The sequence below is a fragment of the Granulicella sp. S156 genome, from assembly GCF_009766105.1.
Taxonomy (GTDB): domain Bacteria; phylum Acidobacteriota; class Terriglobia; order Terriglobales; family Acidobacteriaceae; genus Granulicella.
In genome coordinates this window covers 354987-380446 of the sequence record NZ_LMUH01000022.1, presented here as the reverse complement: position 1 = coordinate 380446, position 25460 = coordinate 354987, and the positions used below count along the sequence as shown (strand labels likewise).

Here is a 25460-nt window from a genome sequence, read left to right as displayed (position 1 = left end):
GCTGGTTGAAGTTTAGAAGTGTTTGCCCTGTCGCTATTAATCAGCGGGCGGCCTCGAATCGTACTCAACCGACTCTAGAAAAAGACCGCACGCCGGCGCGGTCGGCCCCGCAGCCGTACGATCGCGCGCTGCAAGGATGCGGGAAATGTCACTCGCCTGGAGACTGCCGCGGCCAATATCGACAAGGGTTCCAACGATATTCCGCACCATATGGTGCAGAAACCCGCTACCCGTCACCCGATAGACGAGCAGGTCGTCCCTCCGGACCCACTCCGAGAGCAGCAGGGTCTTTACCGGATTCGGGCCCTCAGCAGTTTCCTCTTCGCGAACTCCTCGTTCGGGGTCGGAGGCCGCAAACGAGCTGAAATCATGGGTTCCGTGGAGCAATCGCGCCGCCTCCTGCATGGGTTCGAACTCCAGCGTCCAGCGGCAGTCCCAGGCGTAGGGTGCGAGAAACGGCGGGCAGATGCGTTCGCCGTCAACTCCATCCTCTCCCTCGCACGCTCTTCGTTCGAAGAGGCGGTACTCGTACGTCTTGCGCCGCGCGCTGTGCCTGGCATGAAAGTTCGGGTCTACCTGCTCGGCAGCTAGCACACGGATGCTGGGCGGCAGCGCATGGTTCAACGCTCGCAGCAGATTGGCGGCAGGCACAGGAGATTCGAGGGCAAACGAGGCTACCTGGGCCAGGGCATGGACGCCGGCGTCCGTGCGTCCCGAACCTTGCGGCAGAACTCTCTCCCCGGTGACGCGCTGCAGCGCGCCGGCCAGCGAACCTTGAACGGTCGCCAGCCCCGGCTGTACCTGCCAGCCGTGGAAGGGGGTGCCGTCATAACTAAGTGTGAGCTTCCAGTGATTCATCGAAATGGTAAGGGCGGTACTTTCCTTGGGTTTTGCCGTTGTTTGTTTTTCGTCGTCATCCTGAAGCGTAGCTGAAGGACCCCCTGATGCAGAGCGCGATGCAGATGTTTGTGGCGCGCTTTGCGTCAAAGGACCCCCTGATGCAGAGCGCGATGCAGATGTTTGTGGCGCGCTTTGCGTCAAAGGACCCCCGCATTCGTGCGACCACAGACGCAAAGCGAGACACAACCAGTGCATGTGGCGCGCTTAGCGTCTGTGCCACCACAAATACGGGGGTCCTTCGCCTACGGCTCAGGATGACGACGAGAAACCTATCACCCCCGTAATTATGTGGGTCCATTGTTGCTTTCCCGCATCTTTAACCCGAGCCTATTCAATTTACGGACGATATACTGGGTCCGCAATCCATTCAGATCAGGTACGCGGGAACCAGGCGGTTGCCGCAACCGTATCTATGCCATCGTCTAGGCCATAGGGAAGTTGGAGAACCGAGTGTTGGAGAAACGGACCGTGAAATTCAGGCATTTGCAGGCGACAGCCTGTGTCGCAATGACTTTGGTGAGCATTCTGCCGCAGGGGTTAGCCCAGCAGGCTACCGTGAAAGTTTCCCGTCAGGCGCAGACTCAGGTCAGCCCGACTGCTCCGGCCGCTCCGCAGTCGGTGCAGAACGACACCACCGGCACCCCGGGACTGCCCCAGGCTCCCGACCCGAAGCTGACCGAGCCGCTCTTTCTGCGGCCCACCTCCACCGACTACTCCAAGGGCAAGCCGTTCTTCCCCAATCCGTTCCGTGATTACACTTCGACTACCTACGTGGCGGCTCGGCTCGGTAATACATCGCAGTTGGATGACCTCCTGCGCAACGGCAAGATCTATCTGAGCCTCAGTGACGCCGTAAGGCTGGCGCTGGAGAACAACTACGACATCGCCATCGCACGCATCAACCTGGATATCGCGGACACCGATCTGCTGCGCGCCAAAGCCGGCTCCTCACTGCGCGGTGTTTCGACCGGCATTGTAGCCAACACGCTGGGTGGTACGAGTTCCACGATTACTACGGGTGGCGGCCCGGGTGGCACCACGAGCGGTGCGGGCGGCGGCGGCGCAGGCGCCTCCGGACTGGTGCTCAGCACCAACGGCAGCGGCCCGACGCCCGAAGTCCTGGACCCTGTGATTACGGGAGCTCTGGAGTATCAAGCGCAGGACCAGGCACAGTCCACCCCGCTGTTTAGTGGTGGTTTGTCGAGTATCTTCAATCACACCGCTACGTACAACGCCCAGTACCAGCAGGGCTTCCTCACGGGAACACAAGTGACGGTTCTGTACGACAACGGCAGGGTAACTACCAACAACCCGAACAGTGCCTATACTCCGCAGTTCCAGGCTACCTTTCAGGCCACAGTGACGCAGCACCTGCTGCAGGGATTCGGTACAGGCATCAATGGGCGGTTCATCCTGCAGGCCAAAAACGACCGCAGGATTACAGACTCGGCGTTCCGGCAGCAGTTGCTCTACACCGTCAACCAGGTAGAGAACATCTACTGGGGTCTCGTGAGTGCCTACGAGGACGAACAGGCCAAGGAACGCGCTCTCACGCAGTCCACGCAACTCACCGCGGACAATCGCAAGCAGCTCGAGATTGGCACGCTGGCGCCGCTGGACGTTGTGAACTCCGATAGCTCGGTGGCCAGCGACAAGCAGGCGTTGATCGCTTCGCAGACCAACCTGGAGTATCAGCAGCTCATCATGAAGCAGGCGATTGCCCGCAACCTGAACGATCCGCAGCTGTCGGCTGCACCAGTAATTCCCACCGATCGCGTCGGGCTCGACAGATTGCCGGAAGAGGATATGTCCGCAGAAGGTCTGGTTCGAGAGGCCTACGTGAACAACCCGCAGATCGAACAGGCGGTGTTGAACATGAAGAACAACCAGATCACCATCAAGGCAGAGAAGAACGGTCTGCTGCCGACCGTCGACGCCTACGGGTTCTATGGAGGCAGCGGTCTTGCCGGTCAGACAAACCCAGCTTGCGCAGCGACTCTCGCGCTGTATGGCTTGACAACTGGCTGCCCAACGAGCTCCGGATACGGCACAGCGGCAGGCGACACGTTCAACAACACCAACCCGAACTATGCGGTTGGTTTGAACATCACCATTCCTCTTCGCAACCGGTCGGCGCAGGCCGACCAGGCCCGTTCGCAGATGGAGCTCCGCCAGTCGCAGATGCGGTTGCAGCAGCTCTACACCCAGATCCGGATTCAGGTCATCAACGGGCAGTACGCCTTGACCAATGACCGGGCGCAGGTAGCGGCGGCCCAGGCAGCCCGCGACTATGCGGCACAGAGCCTCGATGCGGAGCAGAAGAAGTACAGGCTCGGCGCTTCGACGACTGCGAATGTGCTGCAACAGGGCAGGAATCTGGCTACCTCCGAGAACACGCTGATCTCTTCGACAGCGGCCTATGCCAAGGACCGCGCTGCTCTTCTGCAGTTGGTCTCGAATACGCTGGATCGCTATGGCATCAACATCGAAGCCGCGGCAGTGGGCAGAGTTTCGCAGGCTCCGGTCATCCCGGGCTTGACAGCTCCTACAGCTCCGGCAGCTCCCAAGCCGCTCAGCTCCACACCCGCAGCGCCGCCTCAGTAAGAACGGAAAACAAAGCAGTAAAACAGAAAAGCGAAGGCCGCAGCGATGTTCGCTGCGGCCTTTTCTTCATGTAGGCATCTAGATACTTGGAGTCTTGCTATGAGCACTGAACACGAAAACTCTCTGGGCCGCGCTGCGTCAGCCTATCTGCGCTCGGCGCGCCATCAGCCGATCGACTGGCACGAATGGGGCGCCGAGGCCTTCGCCAAGGCGGAGCGCGAGAATAAGCCCGTGCTGCTGGACATCGGTGCCGTGTGGTGCCACTGGTGCCATGTCATGGACCGCGAGAGCTATGAGAACGCCGCCACCGCCGGGGTGATCAACGAGCACTTCATCGCCGTGAAGGTGGACCGCGACGAACGCCCAGATGTGGACACACGCTATCAGGCCGCAGTCTCCACGATCAGTGGGCAAGGTGGCTGGCCGCTCACGGCATTTCTAACCCCTGAGGGCAAGCCCTACTTTGGCGGAACGTATTTCCCGCCCGAAGACCGCTATGGCCGTCCGAGCTTTCAGCGCGTCCTGCTCACCATGGTCGACGCCTTCCACAACCAGCGCGCGGACGTGAACGAATCCGCCGACGGTGTGATGCTGGCTATCGAAGAAAACGAGAGCTTCTCCGGCCGCGCGGGCAATCCCGGTTCGCCGCTGCTGGAAAAGCTCATCGACTCGGCTATTCAGCAGTTTGACGAACGCAACGGCGGCTTTGGATCGCAGCCCAAGTTCCCGCACTCCGCGGCGCTCGATCTGCTGATCGACGCGGCTTCTCGCGGCGGCGATCTGGCTGATCGCGCCCGCAACGTCGTCACTGTAACGCTCCAGAAGATGGCAGCGGGTGGCATCCACGATCAGCTTGCCGGAGGGTTCCATCGCTACTCGGTGGACGAGCGATGGATCGTTCCGCACTTCGAGAAGATGGCGTACGACAACAGCGAGCTGTTGAAGAACTACGTGCACGCCTTCCAGAGCTTTGCCGTGCCGGAGTTCGCGCGCGTTGCGAAAGGCATTCTGCGCTGGATGGATGAAGTTTTGAGCGATCGTGAGCGCGGCGGCTTCTACGCCTCACAGGATGCAGATGACTCCCTGGAAGACGACGGCGACTACTTCACCTGGACTCGTGCCGAAGCCAAGGCGGTCCTTACCGCCGAAGAGTTTGCTGTGGCAGCGCCGTACTTCAATCTGCGCGATGTCGGCGACATGCACCACAATCCTCAGAAGAACGTCCTGCACCTGGGAGAGTCCGTCGAAACGATCGCGAGTAGGTCGAATCGCACGCCGGTGGAAGTACGCGAGACGCTCGCAGCGGCTGCCGCAAAGCTATATGCCGCACGCCTTCAGCGCAGGACGCCGTATGTCGACAAGACGATCTACACCGGCTGGAACGGCATGTGCATCGCCGCCTATTTTGCGGCCGCACGCGTGCTGGATCTACCCGAGGTACGCGAGTTTGCGCTGCGCTCGCTCGATCGCGTGCTGAGCGCCGCGTGGAATCCTGCAGAAGGATTGGCGCATGTGGTCGCCTATGGAGAAACCGGAGGATCCGCGGCGCGGGTCGCAGGCGTGCTCGAAGACTATGGTTTTCTAGCCAACGCCGCGCTCGACGCCTGGGAATCCACGGGAGAGCTGCGCTACTTCACCGTCGCGCAGGAGATCGCCGACGCCATGCTCACACGTTTCTACGACGTGACCGGCAGCGGCTTCTTCGATACCGAACGTGTGGAAGGCGCCCCGGCCCCCATCGGAGCTTTGAGCGCTCGTCGCAAGCCGTTGCAGGATGCGCCGACACCGGCAGGGAACTCGGTCGCCGCAACTCTGTTGCTGCGGCTGGCTGCCCTGACGAATCGCGAGGTCTACAACACCCGCGCGCAGGAGACGCTGGAGACCTTCGCCGGCGTCGTCGAACACTTCGGGCTCTATGCCGCGAGCTACGGCCTGGCTCTACGCCGCGCAGTAGAGTCCTCGACCCAGATCTGCATTGCCGGGTCCGACGACCAAGCGCGCGAACTGGAAATCGCCGCGATCTTTGGATTTGCGGTGAACAAGAGCGTCGTCCGCGTGGGCCATGATCTCCCGCCCGCGCTGGCCGAAACCCTTCCGAACCTTCCTTCCGTGGAGGGCAGTTACGCCGTCGTCTGCAAGGGAAACACCTGCCTCCCCCCGGTCCAGACCGTCGAGGCATTGAGAGAAGCGCTCAACTCGTAATGTAAGTGTTGAAATATATAGAGATAGATGCACTTCGACACGATAAACGCCCCAGTCGGGGCGTTTATCGTGTCGATTTGAAATCTGCTTCATCCAACCGAAATTTACTGTTCTACGGCACTCTCCAACACGGAACGACCACTACGAAGGCAATACGCTCGCAGTACCTGGCGTAGCTGTCGGATCTGGTTTCTGAAGCAGGATTGTGCTGTTCGGCGTGCCGAAGGGGATGTCTTCCTTATCGAACGCGACGAGCACCCGGCGCCTCAGTTCCCGCAGAACCCCATCCCGCTGGTTCGCCCGAACCCGCAGGTTGATCGGGTAGAGAGCCTCATGGCCGGTGATCTTATCCACTCCGAGCACCTGTGGCTCGGCAATGATGACGTTGTTAAAGGCCTCATCGGCCTTCAGATCGGTGGCAAGCTTCGTCAGCAGAGTCACCACCCGGTCAGGGTTCACCTCCGTATCGACGCTTACCGTCAGCGTTGCCACCGAGAAGTCGCGCGACAGATTGGAGACGGTTGCGATCTGGCTGTTCGGCACAATGTACAGCGTGCCGTCGCCGTCGCGCAGCGTCGTGCAGCGCAATGTCAGGTTTTCGACCTGACCCTGCAGTCCCGCAATCTTCACGACATCGCCGATGTTGTACTGGTCTTCAACCAGGATGAAGATGCCCGTAAGCATGTCCTTGAAGATGGACTGCGCTCCAAAGCTGATGCCCAGGCCGATGACACCGGCCGAGGCGATAAAGGGCCCCAGCGGGAAGCCGACCGCATCCAGCACCTGAATAAACACATAGAAGGCCAGCAGGGCATACGACGTAGCCCGAATGATGCCGGCGGCAGTGCGTATCTGGGCAGCCCGTTGCGGGTTGCCGGCCAGCCGGTCGGCGCGCTTGGCCATGCGCTTGACGAAGAAAGAGACGACCTGCTGCAAGATCAGGGCGATCACTAGCGCCAGCACGATCTTCGGCAGACCGTGCTGGAGAAACTTCAGGAGGTCGTCGTGCCAGCCGTACTCCAGCGTCTTAAACCACAGAAATTTGGGAAAGAGCGTCATCTTGTTAAACAGTCTCCTGAAAAAGGATACGGGCGCATCGGAGAGTTAGATGCACGCTCTGTGGAACGTTGTCTCCAAAACCGCGCAGATTGAAAAAGTGGCCAACCCTTTCCACCGCGTGATACGAGTAGAATCTTGCAAGGATCGGAGTGGGGGAGACACGGGCTTGGCGACTAAGAATACGTCCAACAGCAAGATCATGGCATCGCCAGCAGGCGAGCCCATTGCTGCCGGCCTTTCCGCCGCGCAGCTTATCGAGTTTTACCGGCTCATGTACCTCTCGCGGCGCACCGATGACCGCGAGATCCTGCTCAAACGGCAGCAGAAGATCTTCTTCCAGATCTCCTGCGCCGGGCATGAGGCCCTGCTGGTCGCCGCCGGTCTGGCGCTGAAGCCGGGCTATGACTGGTTCTTCCCCTACTATCGCGACCGCGCCATCTGCCTGGCACTGGGCAATACGGTCGAGGAGCAACTGCTGCAGGCCGTCGGCGCAGCGGACGATCCTGCCAGCGGCGGGCGTCAGATGCCCTCGCACTGGACCAGCCGCCGCCTGAACATCGTCTCGCCCTCCTCGTCGACTGCGACGCAGTGCCTCCACGCCGTCGGCTGTGCCGAGGCTGGACGTTATTTCAACCATCATCCAGAGGCTGCGAAGAAGGCTGACGGCGACTACCGTGAGTTCAAGGATGTGACGTTCCACGGCGACGAAGTCACGTATGTGTCGATCGGCGAAGGCTCGACGAGCCAGGGCGAGTTCTGGGAGTCGCTGAATACAGCCTCCAACAACAAACTGCCCGTGCTGTATGTCGTTGAGGACAACGGGTATGCCATCTCCACGCCAGTTGAAGCGAACACCCCTGGCGGCAATATCTCGCGCCTGATTGCAAATTTCCCAAACTTTCATTTTGCCGAGGTGGACGGGACCGATGCCATCGCGAGCTACAAGGCGATGGTCGAAGCCGTGGCCTACTGCCGCGCAGGCAAGGGGCCCGCGCTGGTCCACGGCCATGTCGTGCGGCCGTACTCGCACTCCCTGAGCGATGACGAACGGCTCTATCGCAGCGAGGAAGAGCTGCACGCCGATGGGTTGCGCGATCCGATCTCGCGGATGCAGATGTGGCTGCTGCGTGAGGGTATCCTCGACGCACAGGGCATCAACGAGCTGGAGCGCAAGGTGGACGAAGAGGTGCAGCGTGCTGCCGACCGCGCGCTCGCGGCGGTGCTTCCGCAGCCCGACACCATCCTGCGCCATGTGTACTCGGAAGACCTGAAGCCTACAGATCCGATCTTCGAGCGCGAGATCGAGCCGACGGCCGACTCCAATGAGCGCACGATGCTCGACCTCATCAACGCGTGCCTGCATGACGAGATGCGCCGCGACGAGCGCGTCGTCGTCTTCGGCGAGGACGTAGCCGATGCTACGCGCGACAAGGAACTGCGCGCTGGCAAGCTCAAGGGCAAGGGCGGCGTCTTCAAAGTCACCCACGGACTGCAGAAGGAGTTTGGCAACGACCGTGTGTGGAACTCGCCGCTGGCCGAGGCCAACATCACCGGCCGCGCGATCGGCATGGCGGTACGCGGGCTGAAGCCGGTCGTCGAGATCCAATTCTTTGACTACATCTGGCCGGCGATGCACCAGATGCGCAATGAGCTCTCTGTGATGCGCTGGCGCTCGAACGGGCAGTTCTCCAGCCCGCTGGTCATGCGGGTGCCCATCGGCGGCTATCTCACCGGTGGGTCTATCTATCATTCGCAGTCGGGTGAGAGCATCTTTACGCACACGCCGGGTGTACGCGTTGTCATGCCTTCTAATGCACTCGATGCCATCGGGCTACTGCGCACGGCTATCCGTTGCGATGACCCCGTATTGTTCCTCGAGCACAAGCGCCTGTACCGCGAGACCTTTGGGAGATCTGCTTATCCGGGACCGAACTACACGATTCCGTTTGGTAAGGCGAAGGTCGTCAAAGAGGGTAAGGACCTGAGTGTCATCACCTACGGCGCTGTTGTGCCGAGGGCTCTGCAGGCGGCCCAGCGGATGGAGCGCGAGAAGGGAATCGATGTCGAGGTAATCGACCTTCGCTCTCTCAGCCCCTACGATTGGGAAGCGATCGCAACCTCTGTCCGCAAGACCAGCAAGGTCCTTGTGGCACACGAGGACATGTTGAGCTGGGGATACGGCGCTGAAATCGCTGCTCGCATAGGCGATGAGCTCTTCCATGATCTCGATGCTCCGGTGCGCCGGGTTGGGTCGATGGACACGTTCGTGGCCTATCAACCGCTGCTGGAAGACGTGATTCTGCCACAGCCCGAACATCTGTTCCAGGCGATGAGCGATCTGGCAGCGTTTTAGGGCCTCATTGGCTAGGACAAGCAACGGCCCTGACGCAAAGAGCGCAAAGGGAGCCAAGTTTCGCCACGGTGGTCGTGGCGAAACTTGGCTCTTTTCTTTGCGCCCTTTGCGTCAAGGCTTTTCCGCAACTGAGTGCCTGGGTGTGGGTCTGAACACGGTGACGGGCCACGCACGCCACTGGAGAACCTCACCATGACAACGCCGGCAAAGCTTTTAGGCCATGGATTGGAAGCAGGCAGAGCCGCTACAGTGGCTGCACTTTGTGTGTTGATGGTGGTGCCCCCGGCTATGGCCGCAGTACCGGCTACGACTCCTTCGAGCAGCATTGTTCTTCCCACCAATGTTCAGCAGACGCCGCTTACCCACCAGCAGAAGACACTCCACGCACTCAACCGCCTGACCTTTGGCCCTCGTCCCGGCGACGAACAGGCCGTCAACAAGATGGGATTGGAGCCCTGGTTCCAGCGCCAGCTTCATCCTGAGACCATTGACGACTCGGCGTTCGAGGCACGGCTCAATCAGTTTCCAGCGCTAAGACTCTCGCAGGCGGAGATGATGAGACGTTATCCGGCGCCGCAGATGATCCGTCAGATGGCACGCACCGGCGCTCCTTTGCCCACCGATCCTGTAGAACATGCTATCTACGCGGATTCTATGGCGGCCTATCTTGCAAAGATAGAAAATGCCGAAGCCACTCAAGACAGTACGACAGCTCCCGGCGCTTCCACTGACATGGCTGAGGTCGACAACATAAGAGGAGCGAAGACAGCGGACGCAGACAGCCAGTTGATGTCCGATGGAACTATGCAGAAGGTCAATGCCAACGGCAAGCGCAGATTCAATGAGTCGCCGATGGGCGAAGACGAGGTTGCGGCTGTTCTCTCCCTGCCGCCAGGCCAGCGCTTTGAAAGGCTTGTTGCTATGTCACCCGAAGAGATGGTCAGCTTCCGCAAAGGCGTCAAACCGCGCGAGCTGGGAACTCTGATGAAGGGCCTCTCTCCCGCGCAGCAGGAAAGCCTGGCTGCCATGCAGGGCCCAGTTCGCATGGTGAGCTCCGAAGCCATGCAGGAGCGAATACTGCGCGATGCGTACTCGGAACGCCAGTTGCAGGCTGTTATGGTCGACTTTTGGTTGAATCACTTCAGCGTCTATATAAGGAAGAACCAGCTCGAGCCCTATCTGCTTGCCTCTTATGAGCATGATGCAGTCCTGCCGAATGCATTGGGCAAGTTTGAGGATCTCCTGATAGCCAACGCCAAGAGCCCGGCGATGCTGCTGTATCTGGATAATGCCCAGAGCATCGGCCCAAACTCGCGGGCAGCGTCTCGCGGTAAGCGGATCAGCCAGGCTGCTCCCGACTCTAATATCGCGAAGGCTCTTCCTAAGGGTCTGAATGAAAACTACGGTCGCGAGCTCATGGAGCTGCACACGCTCGGCGTGAATGGCGGCTATACCCAGAAAGATGTGATTGAGGTCGCCAAGTGCTTTACCGGCTGGACGATCGACCGGCCGAACCAGGGTGGCAGCAGCGATTTCGTCTTCGAAGAGAATCGCCACGAGCCTGGGCCCAAGACGGTTCTCGGCCATACGATCCCCGAGGGGGGCGTGAACGAGGGACTACAGGTGCTGCATATCCTGGCTACCAGTCCCGCGACGGCGCACTTTGTCTCCAACAAGCTGGCTGTGCGATTTGTCAGCGACACGCCTCCACCCGCATTGGTCAACCGCATGGCTGCCACGTTTCTCAAAACGGACGGCGACATTAGGGCGGTCCTGAGCACGATGTTCCACTCGCCCGAGTTCTGGGCTCCGTCGGTCTATCGCGCCAAGGTCAAGACGCCGATCGAGTTTATGGCTTCGGCGCTGCGTGCCAGCGATGCTACGGTCGCGAACCCCATTGCCCTGGTGCAGGCCATGAACCAGCTGGGCATGCCGATCTACGGGATGCAGACTCCGAACGGCTACTCATGGCAGGCCGATCATTGGGTCAGCAGCAATGCGCTGGTCTCGCGCATGAACTTCGCGCTCGTCCTGAGTGGCGATCACGTTCCAGGGGCTCATCCCGATTGGCCACGTTTGCTTGGAGATCCCCAAGAGTCTCCGGTTGTCACCTCGCCGAACTCAGCCACGGAGTTGAAGCTCGAGGCGCTGCTCCTGGGCCAACCAGCCGCCTCTCATACTCGTGAGACCGTGATGAATCAGTTTACGAATCCTGCGACGCAGCAGGCGGCCCAACAGAACTTTGCCCTGAAGTCGAACGAATCTGACGATGTGGGCGCCGGAGCCTCTTTCCTGCGGGTCAATACCGGCGCTCCAAAGCAGCAGAAGCAGAGCCCGGGCTTTCAGGCGGTGCAGCCGGTGACGCCACTGGACACCATGGCGGGATTACTGCTGGGATCTCCCGACTTTCAGCGAAGATAGAGCGTCCAACAAGGTAGCAGGAGGTCTGCGTCGATCTATTTAGACGCATTTGAGCCGGGGATCACCTGGACTCTGCGCCTCCGGGCAACTTTCGTGCGGGAGTAGAGTTACTACCAGCAAGGGGCGCTGCGATTATCGGCTGCACCTTCGGCAAAAGGAGCTCGACCATGTCAACCAGGACGATCTATACCGATTCAAGCGACTGGGGTTGCGATATGCACGGGCGCGATCTTCCGCGGCGCAATACCGTTACGCGGCGCGGGTTCATGCGTGGTGGTGCACTGGCGCTGGTCGGTACTTCGGTCATCCCAAGCTTTCTTACGCGGTCCATCTACGCGGAGATGACCACGGCTGCCGCCAATAAGAAGAAGCTGGTCGTCATCTTCCAGCGCGGCGCCTGCGATGGTCTGAACGTCGTGGTGCCCCATGCCGAAAAGAACTACTACGCGATGCGTCCCACAATCGCGATCAAGCAGAACGAAGTGATTGACCTCAACGGGTTCTTCGGACTGCATCCTTCGATGGCTGCGTTCAAGCCGCTCTACGACCAGGGACATCTTGCCATCGTCCACGCGGCCGGCTCGCCCGACCCTTCGCGCTCACACTTCGACGCGCAGGACTATATGGAGTCGGGCACGCCTGGCGTCAAAGTCACGCAGGATGGCTGGCTTAACAGGGCTCTTCAGGACGAAAAGCTGAGCGGCAAGCCGACGGCTTTCCGTGCCGTGGCGCTGGGTACCCAGGTTCCCCGCACCCTCCAGGGGAAGATTCCGGCGATTGCGGTCGCCAACCTGAACGATTTCTCGGTAGCCGGGAAGGGTCCCCAGACCTCTCCGATCTCAAACGCCTTTCAGGCTATGTACGACGAGAGTTCGGACGCCGTACTGCACGGTACCGGCCAGGAGACCTTTGAAGCCGTCAAGATGCTGAAAGCTGCCGACCCGGCCCACTATCAGCCGGCAGCTGGAGTCACCTACCCCAATACGGCGTTCGGCAACAGCCTCAAGCAGGTAGCTCAGCTGCTCAAGGCGAATCTCGGTGTCGAGGCGGCATTCTCCGACATCGGGGGCTGGGATACCCACCAAAACCAGGGCGGCGCGAATGGCCAGTTCGCCAATCGGCTCAAGGAGTTCTCCGAGACCATCGCCGCCTTCTGGAAGGACATGGGCGACGACTCCGAGAACGTCACGCTGGTCACGATGTCCGAGTTTGGGCGTACGGCGAGGCAGAACGGAACGGGTGGCACGGACCACGGCCACGCGAATGTGATGTTCGTCCTGGGTGGCAAGGTGAGAGGTGGCAAGGTCTACGGCAAGTGGCCGGGCCTTTCCAACGAGCAGCTCAACGAGGGGCGCGACCTCACCGTGACAACCGATTTCCGGAGAATCCTGGGCGAGGCAGCCTACAAAACGCTCGGATCCAGGGATATGGAGGTCGTTTTCCCGGGGGCCAAGGTCGATAAGGCGTCTTTCTTGAATTTCGTGTAACTCATTTATATATAGTGTTTTATCTCTGTATATAAGGAAAGCAGGTCGGAGATTTTCGACCTGCTTTTACTTTCCTCAAGAAATATATGGAAAGTGGAAAACTTTTTCTGGTAACTTACGTCTTATTGGATGTAACACGTAACACAATGCAACAGCCGGCCCAGCAGTCCCCACGGTCACCGGCATCCCCTATCCGCACAACCCTCCCCACCCTTCTGTAAGGCCGCCGAAACACTGGCGGCCTTCACGCCTTTTGGGAGAGACAAAAGCAACAGCCTTGACGCCAAGTGCGCAAAGAAAAGAGCCAGGTTTCGCCACGGCTGTCGTAGCGAAGCTTGGCCCCTTTGCGAACTTTGCGTCAAGGTACTTAGGGCTTGACTGGAAGAGCCGAGGGTTTCAGATAGGTGTCCAGAAACCGCCGGATGGCCTCATGCAGCGCTGGCTGGTTCTGGCCGGGAGGAAGTTCGACCGTCATCTTCGGGTCGGCGATTTGCTGGGGATCGAGGGCAGCTTTGCCGTTCGTAGAGGTGATTACCAGCTTTGGCGTGGCCAGGGTGTGCAGACGATCGGCGAGGGGGAAGCGCTCGTGGAAGAGCAGGCCGACGGGGACCATCCGTGATCGGGAGTCCTGCCGAACCCGGGCCTCGAAGTCTCCGTCGGGGTTTTGGAGGATGATCCCGGCTATATCTTTGTGCTCGGTGCAGAGCTTAGCTGCCAACGCCGCGCCAGCACCGCTCCCATAGGCAATGACGGAGCTGTCAGGCACGCCACGCGTGTCGTTGATGTAGCGGAGGGCTGATTCAGCATCGTTTTCCATCCACGCCTCGGTCGGATGCTGGCCGCCGCTCCGGCCAAAGCCGCGATAGTCGAAGAGCAGGACGTTGAGTTGGGCATCGTGGAGCAGGCGGGCGTCCGGCAGGGCATCGCTGAGGGAGCCCTGGCCACTGTGCAGCATAAGGACCGTGGGATAGGCAGGGGAGTCCCCGGGAATCCACCATCCGTCGAGCTGGGGCTGGCCGCTGGCATCCACACCAAAGCGGACCTCTGTGGACGTCAACCCGACGTCCGATGGGGTTTTCGCGACGGTTCGCGACGGCTGGAGCACGAGTTGCCACTGACCGTAGGAGAACAGCCCGCACACGGCGAGGTAGGCGCAGACGAGGGCGAGGGCGATCACCACGCCAAGAGCCTTTAGAATCCAACGTGGATCGACGACTTCAGGGGGTTCATTACTGGCGGAATTCGGTCTGGTCTGGGCTCGAGTTTGGGCTTTGGACGGGCGGTTCGGCATGGTTCTCCTGCTCCAGTCCAGCATCTCATGTGTAAAAGAAAATAAGCCAAGATGGCGATGGCGAAGTAGCCGGAGGAGAAGTACGTGTCCCAGTGGGTTCGGTTGTGTGCGGCGAAGGAGTCTCCAGCGCCGGGGAATGTCATGGAAGCCGAGGTGGCGGGGGTGGCGATCTGCCTGGCGAACGTCGAGGGAAGGCTGTCGGCGCTCGACAACTGGTGCCCGCACCGCCGCGGGCCGCTAGGTCAGGGCTGGATCGAAGGCGAAGCCGTTGTATGCCCGTGGCACTCTTGGGCCTTCAATACAACGACGGGCATCGCCGAACCGCCGGAGCGGGCGAAGGTCGACATTTTCCCCGTAAAAGTCGAAAACGATGAAGTATTGGTGAATTTAGGCGACAACGTGCCGGTGAATCTAGCTTGATTCCGAGGGATTTTGAATCCAGAAAACCATTTCGCTCGTCGTCGCTTCTCATTAAGATGATGGGCGGCGACGAATTTAAATCGTTCGCTCTGATTGGAGAATTTTTAGATGAAGCGTACTCTGCTCTCTCTCTTCGCTCTCGCCCTTCTCGCTGGATCTTTCAGCGCAGCTGAAGCGCAGCACCATCGTCATCGCGTCTGCCACTATCGTCACGGCCATCGGGTTTGCCGCTGGGCATAGTCTTGAGTTCTAACGTTCTAACTGTGAAGACCCGGTCAAAAGCCGGGTCTTTTCGTTTATGCACCCCGGAGGCTGATAAAATCGTTAAAATCCACTCTCTTGGGAGAGTCAATGCAAGCAATTCTCGCCCTAGAAGACGGGCGCCTCTTTCGCGGTAAGGCATACGGTTCGCACGTCGAACGCGTTGGTGAGGTCGTCTTCAACACATCTCTGACCGGCTACCAGGAGATCTTCACAGATCCTTCGTACGCGGGGCAGATCGTCATTCTAACCAATCCCCACATTGGCAACTATGGAACGTCACCTTCGGATGCGGAGGCTTCTCGCCCCTACATCGAGGGACTGGTCGTCCGCGAGTTCTCACCGGTAAGCTCGAACTGGCGTTCCACGGAGGTCGCCGACGAGTACCTGGAGCGCAACGGCGTTCCTGTGATCGGAGAGATCGACACGCGAGCCGTTGTGCGGCATCTGCGCGCCAATGGCGTGATGCGTGGAGTCATCTCGACAGCGGTCGATGATCCGGCTGCGCTCGTTGCCAAGGCCAAAGCGCACAAGAAGATGGATGGCACCGATCTGGCCAGCGTCGTTTCGACGAAGACGGTTTATACCTGGGACTCGACGGAGCCACGCAATGCGACGGGCGACTTCCTGCTACCCTCCGCCAATCCGAACGCTACCGGGCAACTTCATGTGGTGGCGTACGACTACGGCATCAAGCAGAACATTTTGCGCATGCTCGCTCGCGAGAACTGCCGCGTAACGGTAGTGCCGGCGAAGACCTCCGCAGCCGATGTACTGGCGATGGAGCCGGACGGCATCTTCTTCTCGAACGGCCCCGGCGATCCCGAGCCGCTGGAATACGCGCAGCAGAACATCCGTGATCTGCAGGGCAAGAAGCCGTTGTTCGGCATCTGCCTGGGGCATCAGTTGTTCGGGCTGGCGCTTGGCGGCAAGACCTACAAGCTGAAGTTTGGGCACCACGGCGGCAACCATCCGATCAAGAACCTTGAAACAGGCAAAGTCGAGATCACGGCGCAGAACCATAACTTCAACGTTGATCCGAAGTCGTTGCCCGATGATGTCACTGTGACCCACGTGAATTTGAATGACGATACGCTCGCTGGACTGAAGCACAAGACAGACCCGATGTTCAGCGTGCAGTACCACCCCGAAGCAAGTCCCGGGCCGCATGATTCGCATTATCTGTTCCGGGACTTCCGTAAGATGATGGAAGAGTGGAAAGGGGAAGACCATGGTTGAAGTCCAGTTTGACCCTGAAGTTGAAGATCGTGTGCGTCAGGCGGCCGAGGAGCAGCATGTTAGCGAGAGCTTCCTTGTACGCGAAGTTGTGATGCGTTGGCTCGAAGACAGAGAAGACTATGCTGCCGGTATACGCGCTTTATCAACAATGAAGTACTCGATTTCTCAGGAAGAGATGGAACGCCGATCCAATGTGGCGAGTTGAGTATTCGGATCTCGCCGAAAAAGATTTGCTGCGGTTGAACAAACCGGAACGCGAGCGGATTCTCAAATTTTTCCGTGAACGGGTTTCGAATCATCCCACACCAAAGAGCCTGGCAGAAACACTTGCCGGGCCATTACGCGGCCTGTGGAGATTCCGTATAGGCGACTACAGGGCCATCTGTGACATTCAGGAAGGCAAACTTGTTGTGCTTGTGCTCGAAGTAGGGCACAGGGGAGATGTATACCGGTAATGCCACGTAGAAACGACATCGCGAAGATTCTAGTTATCGGCTCCGGGCCGATTGTTATTGGCCAGTCGGCCGAGTTTGATTACTCCGGCACCCAGGCTTGCAAAGCTCTCAAGGCTGAGGGTTATGAGGTGGTGCTGGTTAACTCGAACCCGGCCTCCATCATGACCGACCCCGAGCTTGCCGACCGCACCTATATTGAGCCGTTGACGCTTGCCTACGTCGAGGAGATCCTCCGCGTCGAAGTCGAGATGATGGCGGGCAAAAAGGGCGTATTTGCCGTACTGCCGACCGTTGGCGGACAGACAGCGCTCAACCTGGCGGTCGATCTCGCCGACGCTGGCGTGCTCGAAAAGTATGGAGTCGAACTCATCGGCGCCAAGCTGGAGGCCATCAAGAAGGCCGAAGACCGCCTGCTCTTCAAAGACGCGATGAACAAGATCGGCCTCGACATGCCGAAGTCGATGCTGGTGAACAACATTCGCGATGGCATTGAGTTCGCCGCGAAGCTGGGCTTCCCGGTGGTCATCCGTCCGAGCTTTACGCTGGGCGGATCGGGCGGAGGCATCGCCTACAACCGCGAAGAGCTGATGGAGATTCTGTCGCGTGGTCTGGATCTCTCGCCGGTGCATGAGTGCCTGCTCGAAGAGTCCGTGCTTGGCTGGAAAGAGTATGAGCTTGAGGTGGTGCGCGACCTCAAGGACAACGTCATTATCATCTGCTCGATTGAAAACTTCGATCCGATGGGCGTACACACAGGTGACTCCATCACCGTCGCTCCCGCACAGACGCTGACCGATCGCGAGTATCAGGTGATGCGCGATGCGGCCATTGCCGTCATCCGCGAGATCGGTGTGGAGACCGGCGGAAGCAACGTGCAGTTCGCGGTGAATCCGCAGAACGGTCGCATGACGGTCATCGAGATGAACCCACGCGTCTCGCGCTCGTCGGCGCTGGCGTCGAAGGCGACAGGATTTCCTATCGCCAAGATCGCCGCTCGCCTCGCCGTTGGCTACACGCTCGACGAACTGCAGAACGACATTACGAAGGCCACGCCCGCCTGCTTCGAGCCGACGATCGATTATGTCGTCGTGAAGATTCCGAAGTGGCAGTTCGAGAAGTTCCCTGGCGCCGATGAGATTCTCGGTCCCCAGATGAAGTCCGTCGGCGAAGTGATGGCTATCGGCCGCACCTTCAAAGAAGCACTGATGAAAGCTGTACGCTCGCTTGAGACGGGCAAGAAGGGCAGTGCGGACACCATCGATCCGCGCCGCCTGACGCAGCGTCTCGTAACGCCGCACCCTGAGCGTCTCGCCTATCTACGCTACGCCTTCGACAGTGGCATGAGTGTGCGCGATGTCGCGCACTTCACGGGCATGGATCCCTGGTTTCTGCACCAGATGAAGCAGATCGCTGAGGAGCTGAAGTCGGTTGCAGGCAAGGGCATCGCTCTCGACGCGCCTGAGCTGCACTCGGCCAAGCGCATGGGGCTGTCGGACGAGAGACTGGCTGCGGCATTTGGCCTCAATGGCAAAGACGCAACGGCGCAGGTTCGTGCACTGCGCGAGAAGCTTGGCGTGCGCCCGGTGTATAAGCTCGTCGACACCTGCGCGGCCGAGTTCGAAAGCTTCACGCCTTACCTCTACTCCTGTTACGACGAAGAGGACGAGGCTGCTCCCACGACCAAGAAGAAGGTCATCATCCTCGGCTCCGGACCGAACCGCATCGGGCAGGGCATTGAGTTCGACTACTGTTGCTGCCACGCAGCCTTCGCTCTGCGTGAGGATGGCTACGAAACCATCATGGTCAACTGCAATCCTGAGACAGTCTCGACGGACTATGACACCAGCGACCGCCTCTATTTTGAGCCGCTGACATTTGAAGATGTGCTCGCGGTATACGAGCACGAGGCTTCGTCCGGTGCTGAAATCGGCATGATCGTGCAGTTCGGTGGGCAGACTCCGCTGAACCTGTCGCTGCCGCTGAAGGCTGCCGGTGTGCCCATCATCGGCACGTCGCCGGAGTCGATCGACCTCGCTGAAGACCGCAAGCGGTTCGGCAAGTTGATTACGGAGCTCGGCATTCCTCAGCCTCAGGGCGCGATGGCGACGAGCGTGGAAGAGGCGCTTGCCGGTGCACGAACCGTGGAGTATCCGGTGCTCGTGCGGCCTTCGTATGTTCTCGGTGGACGCGCGATGGTGATTGCGTATGACGACGAAGCGGTCGTCCGCTATATGACGACGGCGATCGAGTACTCGCAGGAGCGGCCGGTGCTCATCGACCACTTCCTCGAAGATGCGCAGGAGGTCGATGTCGATGCGCTGTGCGACGGCAAGGACGTCCTTATCGCCGGCATCATGCAGCACATCGAAGAGGCAGGCGTGCACTCGGGCGATTCGTCGTGTGTGTTGCCGGCGGTTGATCTCTCGGCGGAGGTGCTCGACACCATTCGCAGCTACACACGACAGCTCGCGCTGGCATTGAATGTGATCGGCCTCGTGAATCTGCAGTTTGCGATTCAGCGTGGCAAGGTCTTCGTGATTGAAGTGAATCCGCGTGCCTCGCGCACGGTGCCGTACGTCTCCAAGGCGACAGGCATTCAACTCGCGAAGGTAGCCTCGCGCCTGATGACCGGCCGCACGCTGCGCGAGCTGCTTCCGGCGGAGCTGGCGAGTGGACGCGATCTCGGCACAGGCGAACACTTTTTTGTAAAGTCACCGGTCTTCCCGTGGGGCAAGTTCCAGGGCGTCGATCCTGTTCTCGGGCCGGAGATGCGCTCAACCGGCGAAGTGATGGGAGTAGCCACTACCTTCGGCGAGGCCTTCGCAAAGGCCCAGACCGCGGCCGGCCTGCATCTTCCACGCGAGGGTACCGTCTTCTTCAGCGTGAATGAGCATGACAAGGAATCTGTCGCAACGCTGGCGCGACGCTTCGTGGAGATGGGCTTCCATCTGGTGGCGACGCACGGCACAGCCGAGGTGCTTGAACTCTCCGGGCTAAAGGTCGAGCGGGTCTACAACGTGAAGGAAGGCAGGCCGAACGCCGTCGATCTCATCAAGAGCGACCGCATTCAGCTTGTGATCAACACGCCGCGCGGTTTGGAGAGTGTCTTCGACGAGCAGGCGATTCGCCGCGCTGCGGTGATAGGCCGCGTTCCTACGATCACCACGCTAGCTGCTGCACGAGCCGCCGCCGATGGAATAGAGGCCCTGCAAAAGGGTGAGTATCACGTCGAGTCGTTGCAGGCATTGCACGCATCTCGTAAGAATGAAGCGGTGACGGCCTAGAGCCGCGGGATGTTGGGTGAAGCTATGTTGATCGACGGAATTCATATACCTCTGACGGTGCCTTTCTATCGCGATGGCGGCAGCTATCTGCGCAAGTTGGAGCACAATGCCGGTCGCTACTCGCTGACCCCGGCTGCGGGATTAGTCGTACTTGGACCGGGCAGCGAAGCCAGCGCACTCTCCGATGAGGAGACGAACGAGGCGCTGCAGGCTGTTGGTCAATCGGCGGCGCGTGAGAAGGTGCTGATCGCGGGTATCGCGAAGGACAGTGTTCGCACTGCCGTAGCGATCGCTGAAAGCGCGGAACGTGCGGGCTTCGACTCCGTTCTGCTTGCAGCTCCGCACAGCGTGCTGTCCGACGAGGAGCTAACCCTTTTCTTCCGCGCCGTTGCCGATGCCTCGCCGCTTCCCGTGCTGCTCTGGAGCAATGCTGCAGCTCCGTCCCGTCAACTTCCGGTGGAGTTGTTGACCACGCTGGCGGAGCATACCAACATCATCGGACTCTACGATGCGGACCTGACAGTCGAGCGCTATCGTGCAATTGCTGACGCTACAACGCATGTACGTCGCGACGTGAAGGTGACGACGGTTTTCGCACCGGTAACGCGTCGGATGATCGTGCCGGAGAGCGAGGGTCCTGCAACCTTTGTTTCAGCCGAATCGCTTGGTGGAGGAACAGCTCTGGCTGTTGCGACGCCGAAGGCAGCGATCAAGACGCGCACAAAGACAGTTGGATTTCAGGTGATGGCTGCTGGAGAGGTAGCCGGTCTGCTGACTCTATTGGAGGCTGGCGTCCCAGGTGCATTGCCTCGGCTGGCTGCGTGTTCTCCGCAGGCTTGCCATGAGGTCTTTGCGGCTTTCAAGGACGGCGATCCGGCGTTGTCTGCCGAGAAGGCAAAGCGGCTTCGTGCAGCGGATGAGCTGATGCGCAAGTTTGGCGTTGCAGGTATCAAGTATGGCTGTGATCTGAATGGCTACTACGGAGGCTCGCCTCGCTTGCCGCGCCTGCCGCTGAATGCAGAGCAGCGCCTGCAGGTAGAAGAAGCCTTACGCGAGCTGCGAAACTAGACTGAGTTCACTGATGGGGCGATGACAGGCTGCGAGCTGAAGCCCCTGTATCGCTGCGACGAGTGGAGGGTCCATGTACATTCCGAAGGCGAATGAAGAGAAGCGGATTCCCGTCATCCACGCGTTGATACAAGCTCATCCGCTTGCGTCGCTGGTGACGATGAATGCCTCCGGTCTTTTTGCATCGCATATTCCGATGGTGCTTGAAGCGGACGGTTCCGAGTTTGGCGTGTTGAGGGGGCACATCTCCCGCGCCAATACGCAGTGGCGTGACCTGACGCCGGACGTCGATGCACTCGCCATCTTCGCCGGGCCGCAGCACTACATCTCGGCCTCCTGGTATCCGGGCAAGCACGAGCACGGCAAAGAAGTCCCGACCTGGAACTATGCGGTCGTCCATGCCTACGGCCTACTGAAGGTGATTCAAGATGCCGACTGGCTGCTGAAGCACCTTAACAGCCTGACCGATATCCACGAAGCAGCGTCACCGATTCCATGGAAGGTTAGCGACGCCCCAGAGGCGTATATCCGGACATTGCTGAATGGCATCGTCGGGCTTGAACTGCCGATCCGGCGGCTTGAGGGCAAGTGGAAGGTAAGTCAGAACCGCAATGAGCGCGACCGCGAGGCCGTGATCGACGGTCTCGACTCACTCGATACACCTGAGAGCCTTGCGATGAAAGCCCTTGTCGAAAAGATCTAGGGCGTGTCATCAAACTGCTGTTGGAGTCCGGTCGAACTGTGCAAACAGTTTGTTGAGGCATGGAGCGGAAGGGCACGGTTTCACAGGCTGCGGGCAAAGTCCCCTCGGTTAAAGAGCCTCAAAAGCACGACGCGCTTGAGGCCATGGTGGCCCCATAGAGATTGAAGATCTGCGTCAAAACATCGAACTTCATTTCCCAGGGTCTCCAGAAAGAACGCATCACGTTATGACAACTACGTCATTGTCCCTTAGGAGGTTCCGTATTACCCTCAAGATCGGCCTTCCACTCTTGAAGCTTCTTACCGACCACAATTGCGTGTGCTTGGGTACGTGGAACGTGCTCTGTTTCCATAACCTTCTTGATACTCGGTTGTCGATTTGCTGTGAAATCCGACGGAGCTTGCCAGTTGCTTTGATGCTTTAATCTCAATTCCGCAACGGAAAGAGCCCTCATCCTACCCAAAAACTCGGAAAGGTCACGAGGTTCTGGTCCAGCATAAAGGCCAAAACCGGCCAGGTTCCCAATGTCACTATTGTTTTGAACTGAAAGCGACTTAGAACGCTTTTCTAAGACCCCTAATGCCTGCTGTAGAGTCTCCCCCTGCGTCGCAATCGAATTGAATTGGGCGATGATTTCGTCAAGCTCCTCGTAGATACCACGCCGGGACAGATATATATCCTTGACTTGTCGTAGGTCACCTTCGCTGCGGCCATCTGCAAAAATGACGGCGTCCACACCGCCGGGACATACAGAAGGGTCTGTAGCGGCGATTTCGATACTGCCACTCGGCGGGATAGGAAAATCATGGCCGTAATTTGCTAGAGAATCGTGAAGCGGAGTGAGATCATATTGTGCGGCATTTTGAGCACTGCGACAGCGAAAGGTTGCGTGTAGGGCTGTTATTGGGCTCGTTCCGTGGTTTTCAATAATCTCCCGCCATTGTTTCGCGGGCAATTTTCCAACTTGCCCGGACGGGCTCGTCACCTGATCAGTCTGAAACGCACCGTTTTCCTTTATGCTCGATATCTCGGCGCTTTTCTTACTCTGAGACTGGGCGATTCCGCTGTGGAGTAATGCCCCCGTTATTAGGAAGGTTGTTAAAAAACGACCCATTGATCTCTCCTTCTCCAGCAGGATGCGACCGAAATGACTAATGGAATTCTACTTCCGGGTCTTGCCACGGGAGTCTATTTGCACGGCTCAATCTTTATCTCCAGGAGCAGTTTGATGGCACGTCCTGGCTCTACCTTGAATGTCCGGCTTCGTCCTGCAGGAGATACGTACTATCTCTCAACTAAGACCCAGCACTTGAAACTCTCCCTCATATCCCTCCATCTCTTCTTCGACCTCCTCGGACCCTCTGCGCAGCACACCCAGGGCAACGTGAATCGCGATAGACGTGAGTACCAGTAGCAGAAGCTTTGCCAGATTCTTCTCCAGCAGTATCTCCAGGTGAATCATGCCGAAGATGAACGGTGTAAGCACTCCTATATACAGCGTGAGCATCAACGGGAAGTTAGTCCTCCCCGGCATCCTCGGCTGGTTGAACGGCACGCTCTGCTGAAAGAAGAAGAATCCATCCGTCAGCAGGAGACAAAGGCATAGACCGCACACGATCTGCACCACCATGTGCCGCATATCCCATCCCGCCACACGCAAGACAGCCACAATGCAACCCATCACACTCGCGGCGCACAAAAACGCCCACTTGCGCGCCGCGGCCGCGCATTCGCTGACGTTTACCCCCGTAATCCGAAAGACCCATCTAGCTGGCAGATTCAGCGGAAACGCAAAAGCCGTGTGCAATCCGGCAATCACCCAGAACAACAGGAGAGGCATCATCGCATGCAGCCCCTCATCGAAGAGCACCGGTTGAAGACTCCCACCATTCGCGCGAAACCTCACCGCGCACGCTACAGCGAGTGCGAGGCCTGTTCCACCGTACATCGCCAAATACACCTGATAGCGGTTGTTTCGTGCCATCGTCTGCCCGATAAAGTGAAACGCCGCGCGTTCTCCCGGACGCCGAATCACCCCATGCACCAGCCGAGTCCACCACCGCGATGGCGGCCCCTGTCTGCGTGAGCCGCCCTCTATGGATATCCTGCGCATCCGTGCCCACGCCATCGGATACGTCAGCAGGACCACCAACGCTGCTGTCACTGTTCCGCGAATCGCATACTGTGCCATCTCGCGCGCGAACGGCTGTGCGGCATCTCCGTGAAGCAGCTGTTCGTATACGCCTAAGAACCAGAGCGGCGGGAGCCACCGTGCAGCCTTCAGTGGCTCCGATAGTAGTGTCTGCATCGAATCGCCATATTGAACATAGTGCAGTATCAGCAGCACCAACAGCATCACGGACAGCATCTGCATGATCGGCGAAATCAGGCGAAACCGCGCAGCATCCAGCACGCAAAGCAACACTCCACCCAGCGCCAGAAAAAACAGTGCCGCAAACACTCCCGCCAGCAGCACGGCTGCTCCGTGTGCATATACATGCCGGAAGAAATCGAATCTGCTTATCGCCGGCAACCACCATGTCGCTAATATGTTGCACGCAACCAGAAACAGCGCCAAGAAACCGATCAACGCCGCCGCCTTCGCCGCCAGCATCTGCATCGGCTTCAAAGAAAGCGGCGACAGAACTAGAAAATCCAGCCGGTCGGGAAACAGCATCTCCCACTCAAAGATCGACACCGCTCCCATCACCACAAACGAAAGCATCACGAAAAAGTAGTGGTCACCAATCTCACCCCATAGGGGCCGCGGATATTGGTTCTGCAGAAAGAACGCATACGTCAGCCCCGGCATGGCCACAATCGAAAGAGCCCGCACTACCGTGGTTTGCGTATCCCCATCCACCTGGATGGTGTCGTTGTCGAAGAAGCGCCGGAAGAAATGTTCGACCAGCATGCGGAACTCACCGTATCTGTCATCCATGTTGCACCTTCATGGTGTTCACCATCTCTCGCGCTACTTGCTCAGTGTCCGTCTGCTGCACCAGTTGCGCAAATACTCTTTCCAACGTCGGCAGCTCCATCAACCGGGTCAGATCGCGCGGCGCAGCGTCGGCAACCACCTTGCCTTTGGACAGCACGATCACGCGGTCACATACCCGCTCCACCACCTCCAGCACATGCGAGATGTAGAGAATGGCTTTTCCCTCGCGTGCCAGCAGGACTAACAAGTCTTTGAACAGTCGAGCCGAAACGGCATCCAGCCCCGACAGCGGCTCGTCGAAGACAATCAGCTTCGGATTATGCAGCAGTGCTGCCGCAATCAACACCCGCTGCTTCATCCCCTTCGAATAGTCCGACAACGCCGAGTACTGCGCCGCCTCCAGCGACAGCAGCTGCAGCAGCTCTCGCGCCTTGCGCTCGATCAGGCCCTCCTGCATCCCACGCAGCCGCCCGATCAGCTGTAGATATTCCAGCCCTGAAAGATGGGTGTACACCTGTGCCTCTTCGGGTACATACCCAAGCTGTGCCCGATACGACGCCAGATCGTCATGGATACTCCTTCCTCCAAAGAGAACCTTTCCTTTCGTCGGCTGAATCAGCCCGATCACCATCTTCACCGTTGTTGATTTGCCCGACCCGTTCGGGCCCAGATATCCCAGAACCTCGCCCTCTCGGAGAACGAAGCTCACATCTTCCACGGCAGGGATACTGCGATAGCTCTTCGACACATTTTTGAGTTCCAACATGACCGT

At 59.0% G+C, this 25460-nt stretch carries 19 protein-coding genes; 13 read left to right on the top strand and 6 right to left on the bottom strand.

Going from position 1 to position 25460, the window contains the following annotated elements; all coding sequences use genetic code 11:
* Positions 1–36: 36 nt before the first annotated feature.
* Positions 37–858: a tRNA pseudouridine(38-40) synthase TruA gene (truA, locus tag GSQ91_RS17255; RefSeq protein WP_158822998.1), complete on the bottom strand. Its 822-nt coding sequence runs from the start codon at positions 856–858 to the stop codon at positions 37–39.
* A 597-nt stretch (positions 859–1455) separates the two neighbouring features.
* Here truA and GSQ91_RS17250 point away from each other — a divergent pair.
* Positions 1456–3504, top strand: a complete 2049-nt coding sequence (locus GSQ91_RS17250; protein WP_254064659.1) for a TolC family protein — start codon at positions 1456–1458, stop codon at positions 3502–3504.
* A gap of 99 nt (positions 3505–3603) precedes the next feature.
* Positions 3604–5706: a thioredoxin domain-containing protein gene (locus GSQ91_RS17245; protein ID WP_158822997.1), complete on the top strand. Its 2103-nt coding sequence runs from the start codon at positions 3604–3606 to the stop codon at positions 5704–5706.
* Between the two features lie 141 nt (positions 5707–5847).
* On the opposite strand, the gene GSQ91_RS17240 is transcribed toward GSQ91_RS17245, so the two are convergent.
* A complete protein-coding gene (locus tag GSQ91_RS17240; protein WP_158822996.1) occupies positions 5848–6765 on the bottom strand; it encodes a mechanosensitive ion channel family protein in 918 nt (305 codons plus the stop codon).
* Positions 6766–6964: 199 nt separating this feature from the next.
* On the opposite strand from GSQ91_RS17240, the gene GSQ91_RS17235 reads away from it, so the two are divergent.
* The 3 genes from GSQ91_RS17235 to GSQ91_RS17225 all read left to right on the top strand — a co-directional run bounded on the left by GSQ91_RS17235 (position 6965) and on the right by GSQ91_RS17225 (position 13026).
* Entirely contained in the window at positions 6965–9118 is a 2154-nt protein-coding gene (locus GSQ91_RS17235; protein WP_158823263.1) for a thiamine pyrophosphate-dependent enzyme, read from the top strand.
* Positions 9119–9310: 192 nt separating this feature from the next.
* On the top strand, positions 9311–11539 hold the full coding sequence (locus GSQ91_RS17230) for a DUF1800 domain-containing protein (RefSeq protein WP_158822995.1): 2229 nt from the start codon (positions 9311–9313) through the stop codon (positions 11537–11539).
* Between the two features lie 167 nt (positions 11540–11706).
* Positions 11707–13026, top strand: a complete 1320-nt coding sequence (locus GSQ91_RS17225; RefSeq protein WP_254064657.1) for a DUF1501 domain-containing protein — start codon at positions 11707–11709, stop codon at positions 13024–13026.
* 367 nt (positions 13027–13393) lie between these two features.
* On the opposite strand, the gene GSQ91_RS17220 is transcribed toward GSQ91_RS17225, so the two are convergent.
* Entirely contained in the window at positions 13394–14317 is a 924-nt protein-coding gene (locus GSQ91_RS17220) for an alpha/beta hydrolase (RefSeq protein WP_158822994.1), read from the bottom strand.
* A gap of 84 nt (positions 14318–14401) precedes the next feature.
* Here GSQ91_RS17220 and GSQ91_RS17215 point away from each other — a divergent pair, with 84 nt between their 5' ends.
* From GSQ91_RS17215 to GSQ91_RS17185, 8 genes are all read left to right on the top strand, one after another.
* A complete protein-coding gene (locus tag GSQ91_RS17215; RefSeq protein WP_158822993.1) occupies positions 14402–14737 on the top strand; it encodes a Rieske (2Fe-2S) protein in 336 nt (111 codons plus the stop codon).
* A gap of 108 nt (positions 14738–14845) precedes the next feature.
* Complete coding sequence (locus GSQ91_RS26085; protein ID WP_256370388.1) at positions 14846–14977, top strand: hypothetical protein; 132 nt, start codon at positions 14846–14848, stop codon at positions 14975–14977.
* A 111-nt stretch (positions 14978–15088) separates the two neighbouring features.
* The gene (carA, locus tag GSQ91_RS17210; protein WP_158822992.1) at positions 15089–16237 is read left to right on the top strand and encodes a glutamine-hydrolyzing carbamoyl-phosphate synthase small subunit; all 1149 of its coding nucleotides are present in this window, start codon (positions 15089–15091) and stop codon (positions 16235–16237) included.
* The gene (locus GSQ91_RS17205) at positions 16230–16442 is read left to right on the top strand and encodes a hypothetical protein (RefSeq protein WP_158822991.1); all 213 of its coding nucleotides are present in this window, start codon (positions 16230–16232) and stop codon (positions 16440–16442) included. Before carA ends, GSQ91_RS17205 begins: the two co-directional genes overlap by 8 nt.
* Entirely contained in the window at positions 16429–16692 is a 264-nt protein-coding gene (locus GSQ91_RS17200; protein ID WP_158822990.1) for a type II toxin-antitoxin system RelE/ParE family toxin, read from the top strand. Before GSQ91_RS17205 ends, GSQ91_RS17200 begins: the two co-directional genes overlap by 14 nt.
* On the top strand, positions 16692–19976 hold the full coding sequence (gene carB / locus GSQ91_RS17195) for a carbamoyl-phosphate synthase large subunit (protein ID WP_158822989.1): 3285 nt from the start codon (positions 16692–16694) through the stop codon (positions 19974–19976). Before GSQ91_RS17200 ends, carB begins: the two co-directional genes overlap by 1 nt.
* Before the next feature lie 9 nt (positions 19977–19985).
* On the top strand, positions 19986–21044 hold the full coding sequence (locus tag GSQ91_RS17190) for a dihydrodipicolinate synthase family protein (protein WP_158822988.1): 1059 nt from the start codon (positions 19986–19988) through the stop codon (positions 21042–21044).
* Between the two features lie 73 nt (positions 21045–21117).
* Positions 21118–21747, top strand: a complete 630-nt coding sequence (locus GSQ91_RS17185; RefSeq protein ID WP_158822987.1) for an FMN-binding negative transcriptional regulator — start codon at positions 21118–21120, stop codon at positions 21745–21747.
* 238 nt (positions 21748–21985) lie between these two features.
* Here the strand turns inward: GSQ91_RS17185 and GSQ91_RS17180 are convergent, their stop codons facing one another.
* The 3 genes from GSQ91_RS17180 to GSQ91_RS17170 form a co-directional block, all read right to left on the bottom strand.
* Positions 21986–22861 (bottom strand): hypothetical protein, encoded by an 876-nt coding sequence (locus GSQ91_RS17180; protein WP_158822986.1) that lies wholly within the window; start codon positions 22859–22861, stop codon positions 21986–21988.
* Positions 22862–23038: 177 nt separating this feature from the next.
* Positions 23039–24688, bottom strand: a complete 1650-nt coding sequence (locus tag GSQ91_RS17175; RefSeq protein WP_158822985.1) for a hypothetical protein — start codon at positions 24686–24688, stop codon at positions 23039–23041.
* Positions 24681–25454 (bottom strand): ABC transporter ATP-binding protein, encoded by a 774-nt coding sequence (locus GSQ91_RS17170; protein WP_158822984.1) that lies wholly within the window; start codon positions 25452–25454, stop codon positions 24681–24683. The genes GSQ91_RS17175 and GSQ91_RS17170 overlap by 8 nt, the downstream gene beginning before the upstream one ends.
* Positions 25455–25460: the final 6 nt, after the last annotated feature.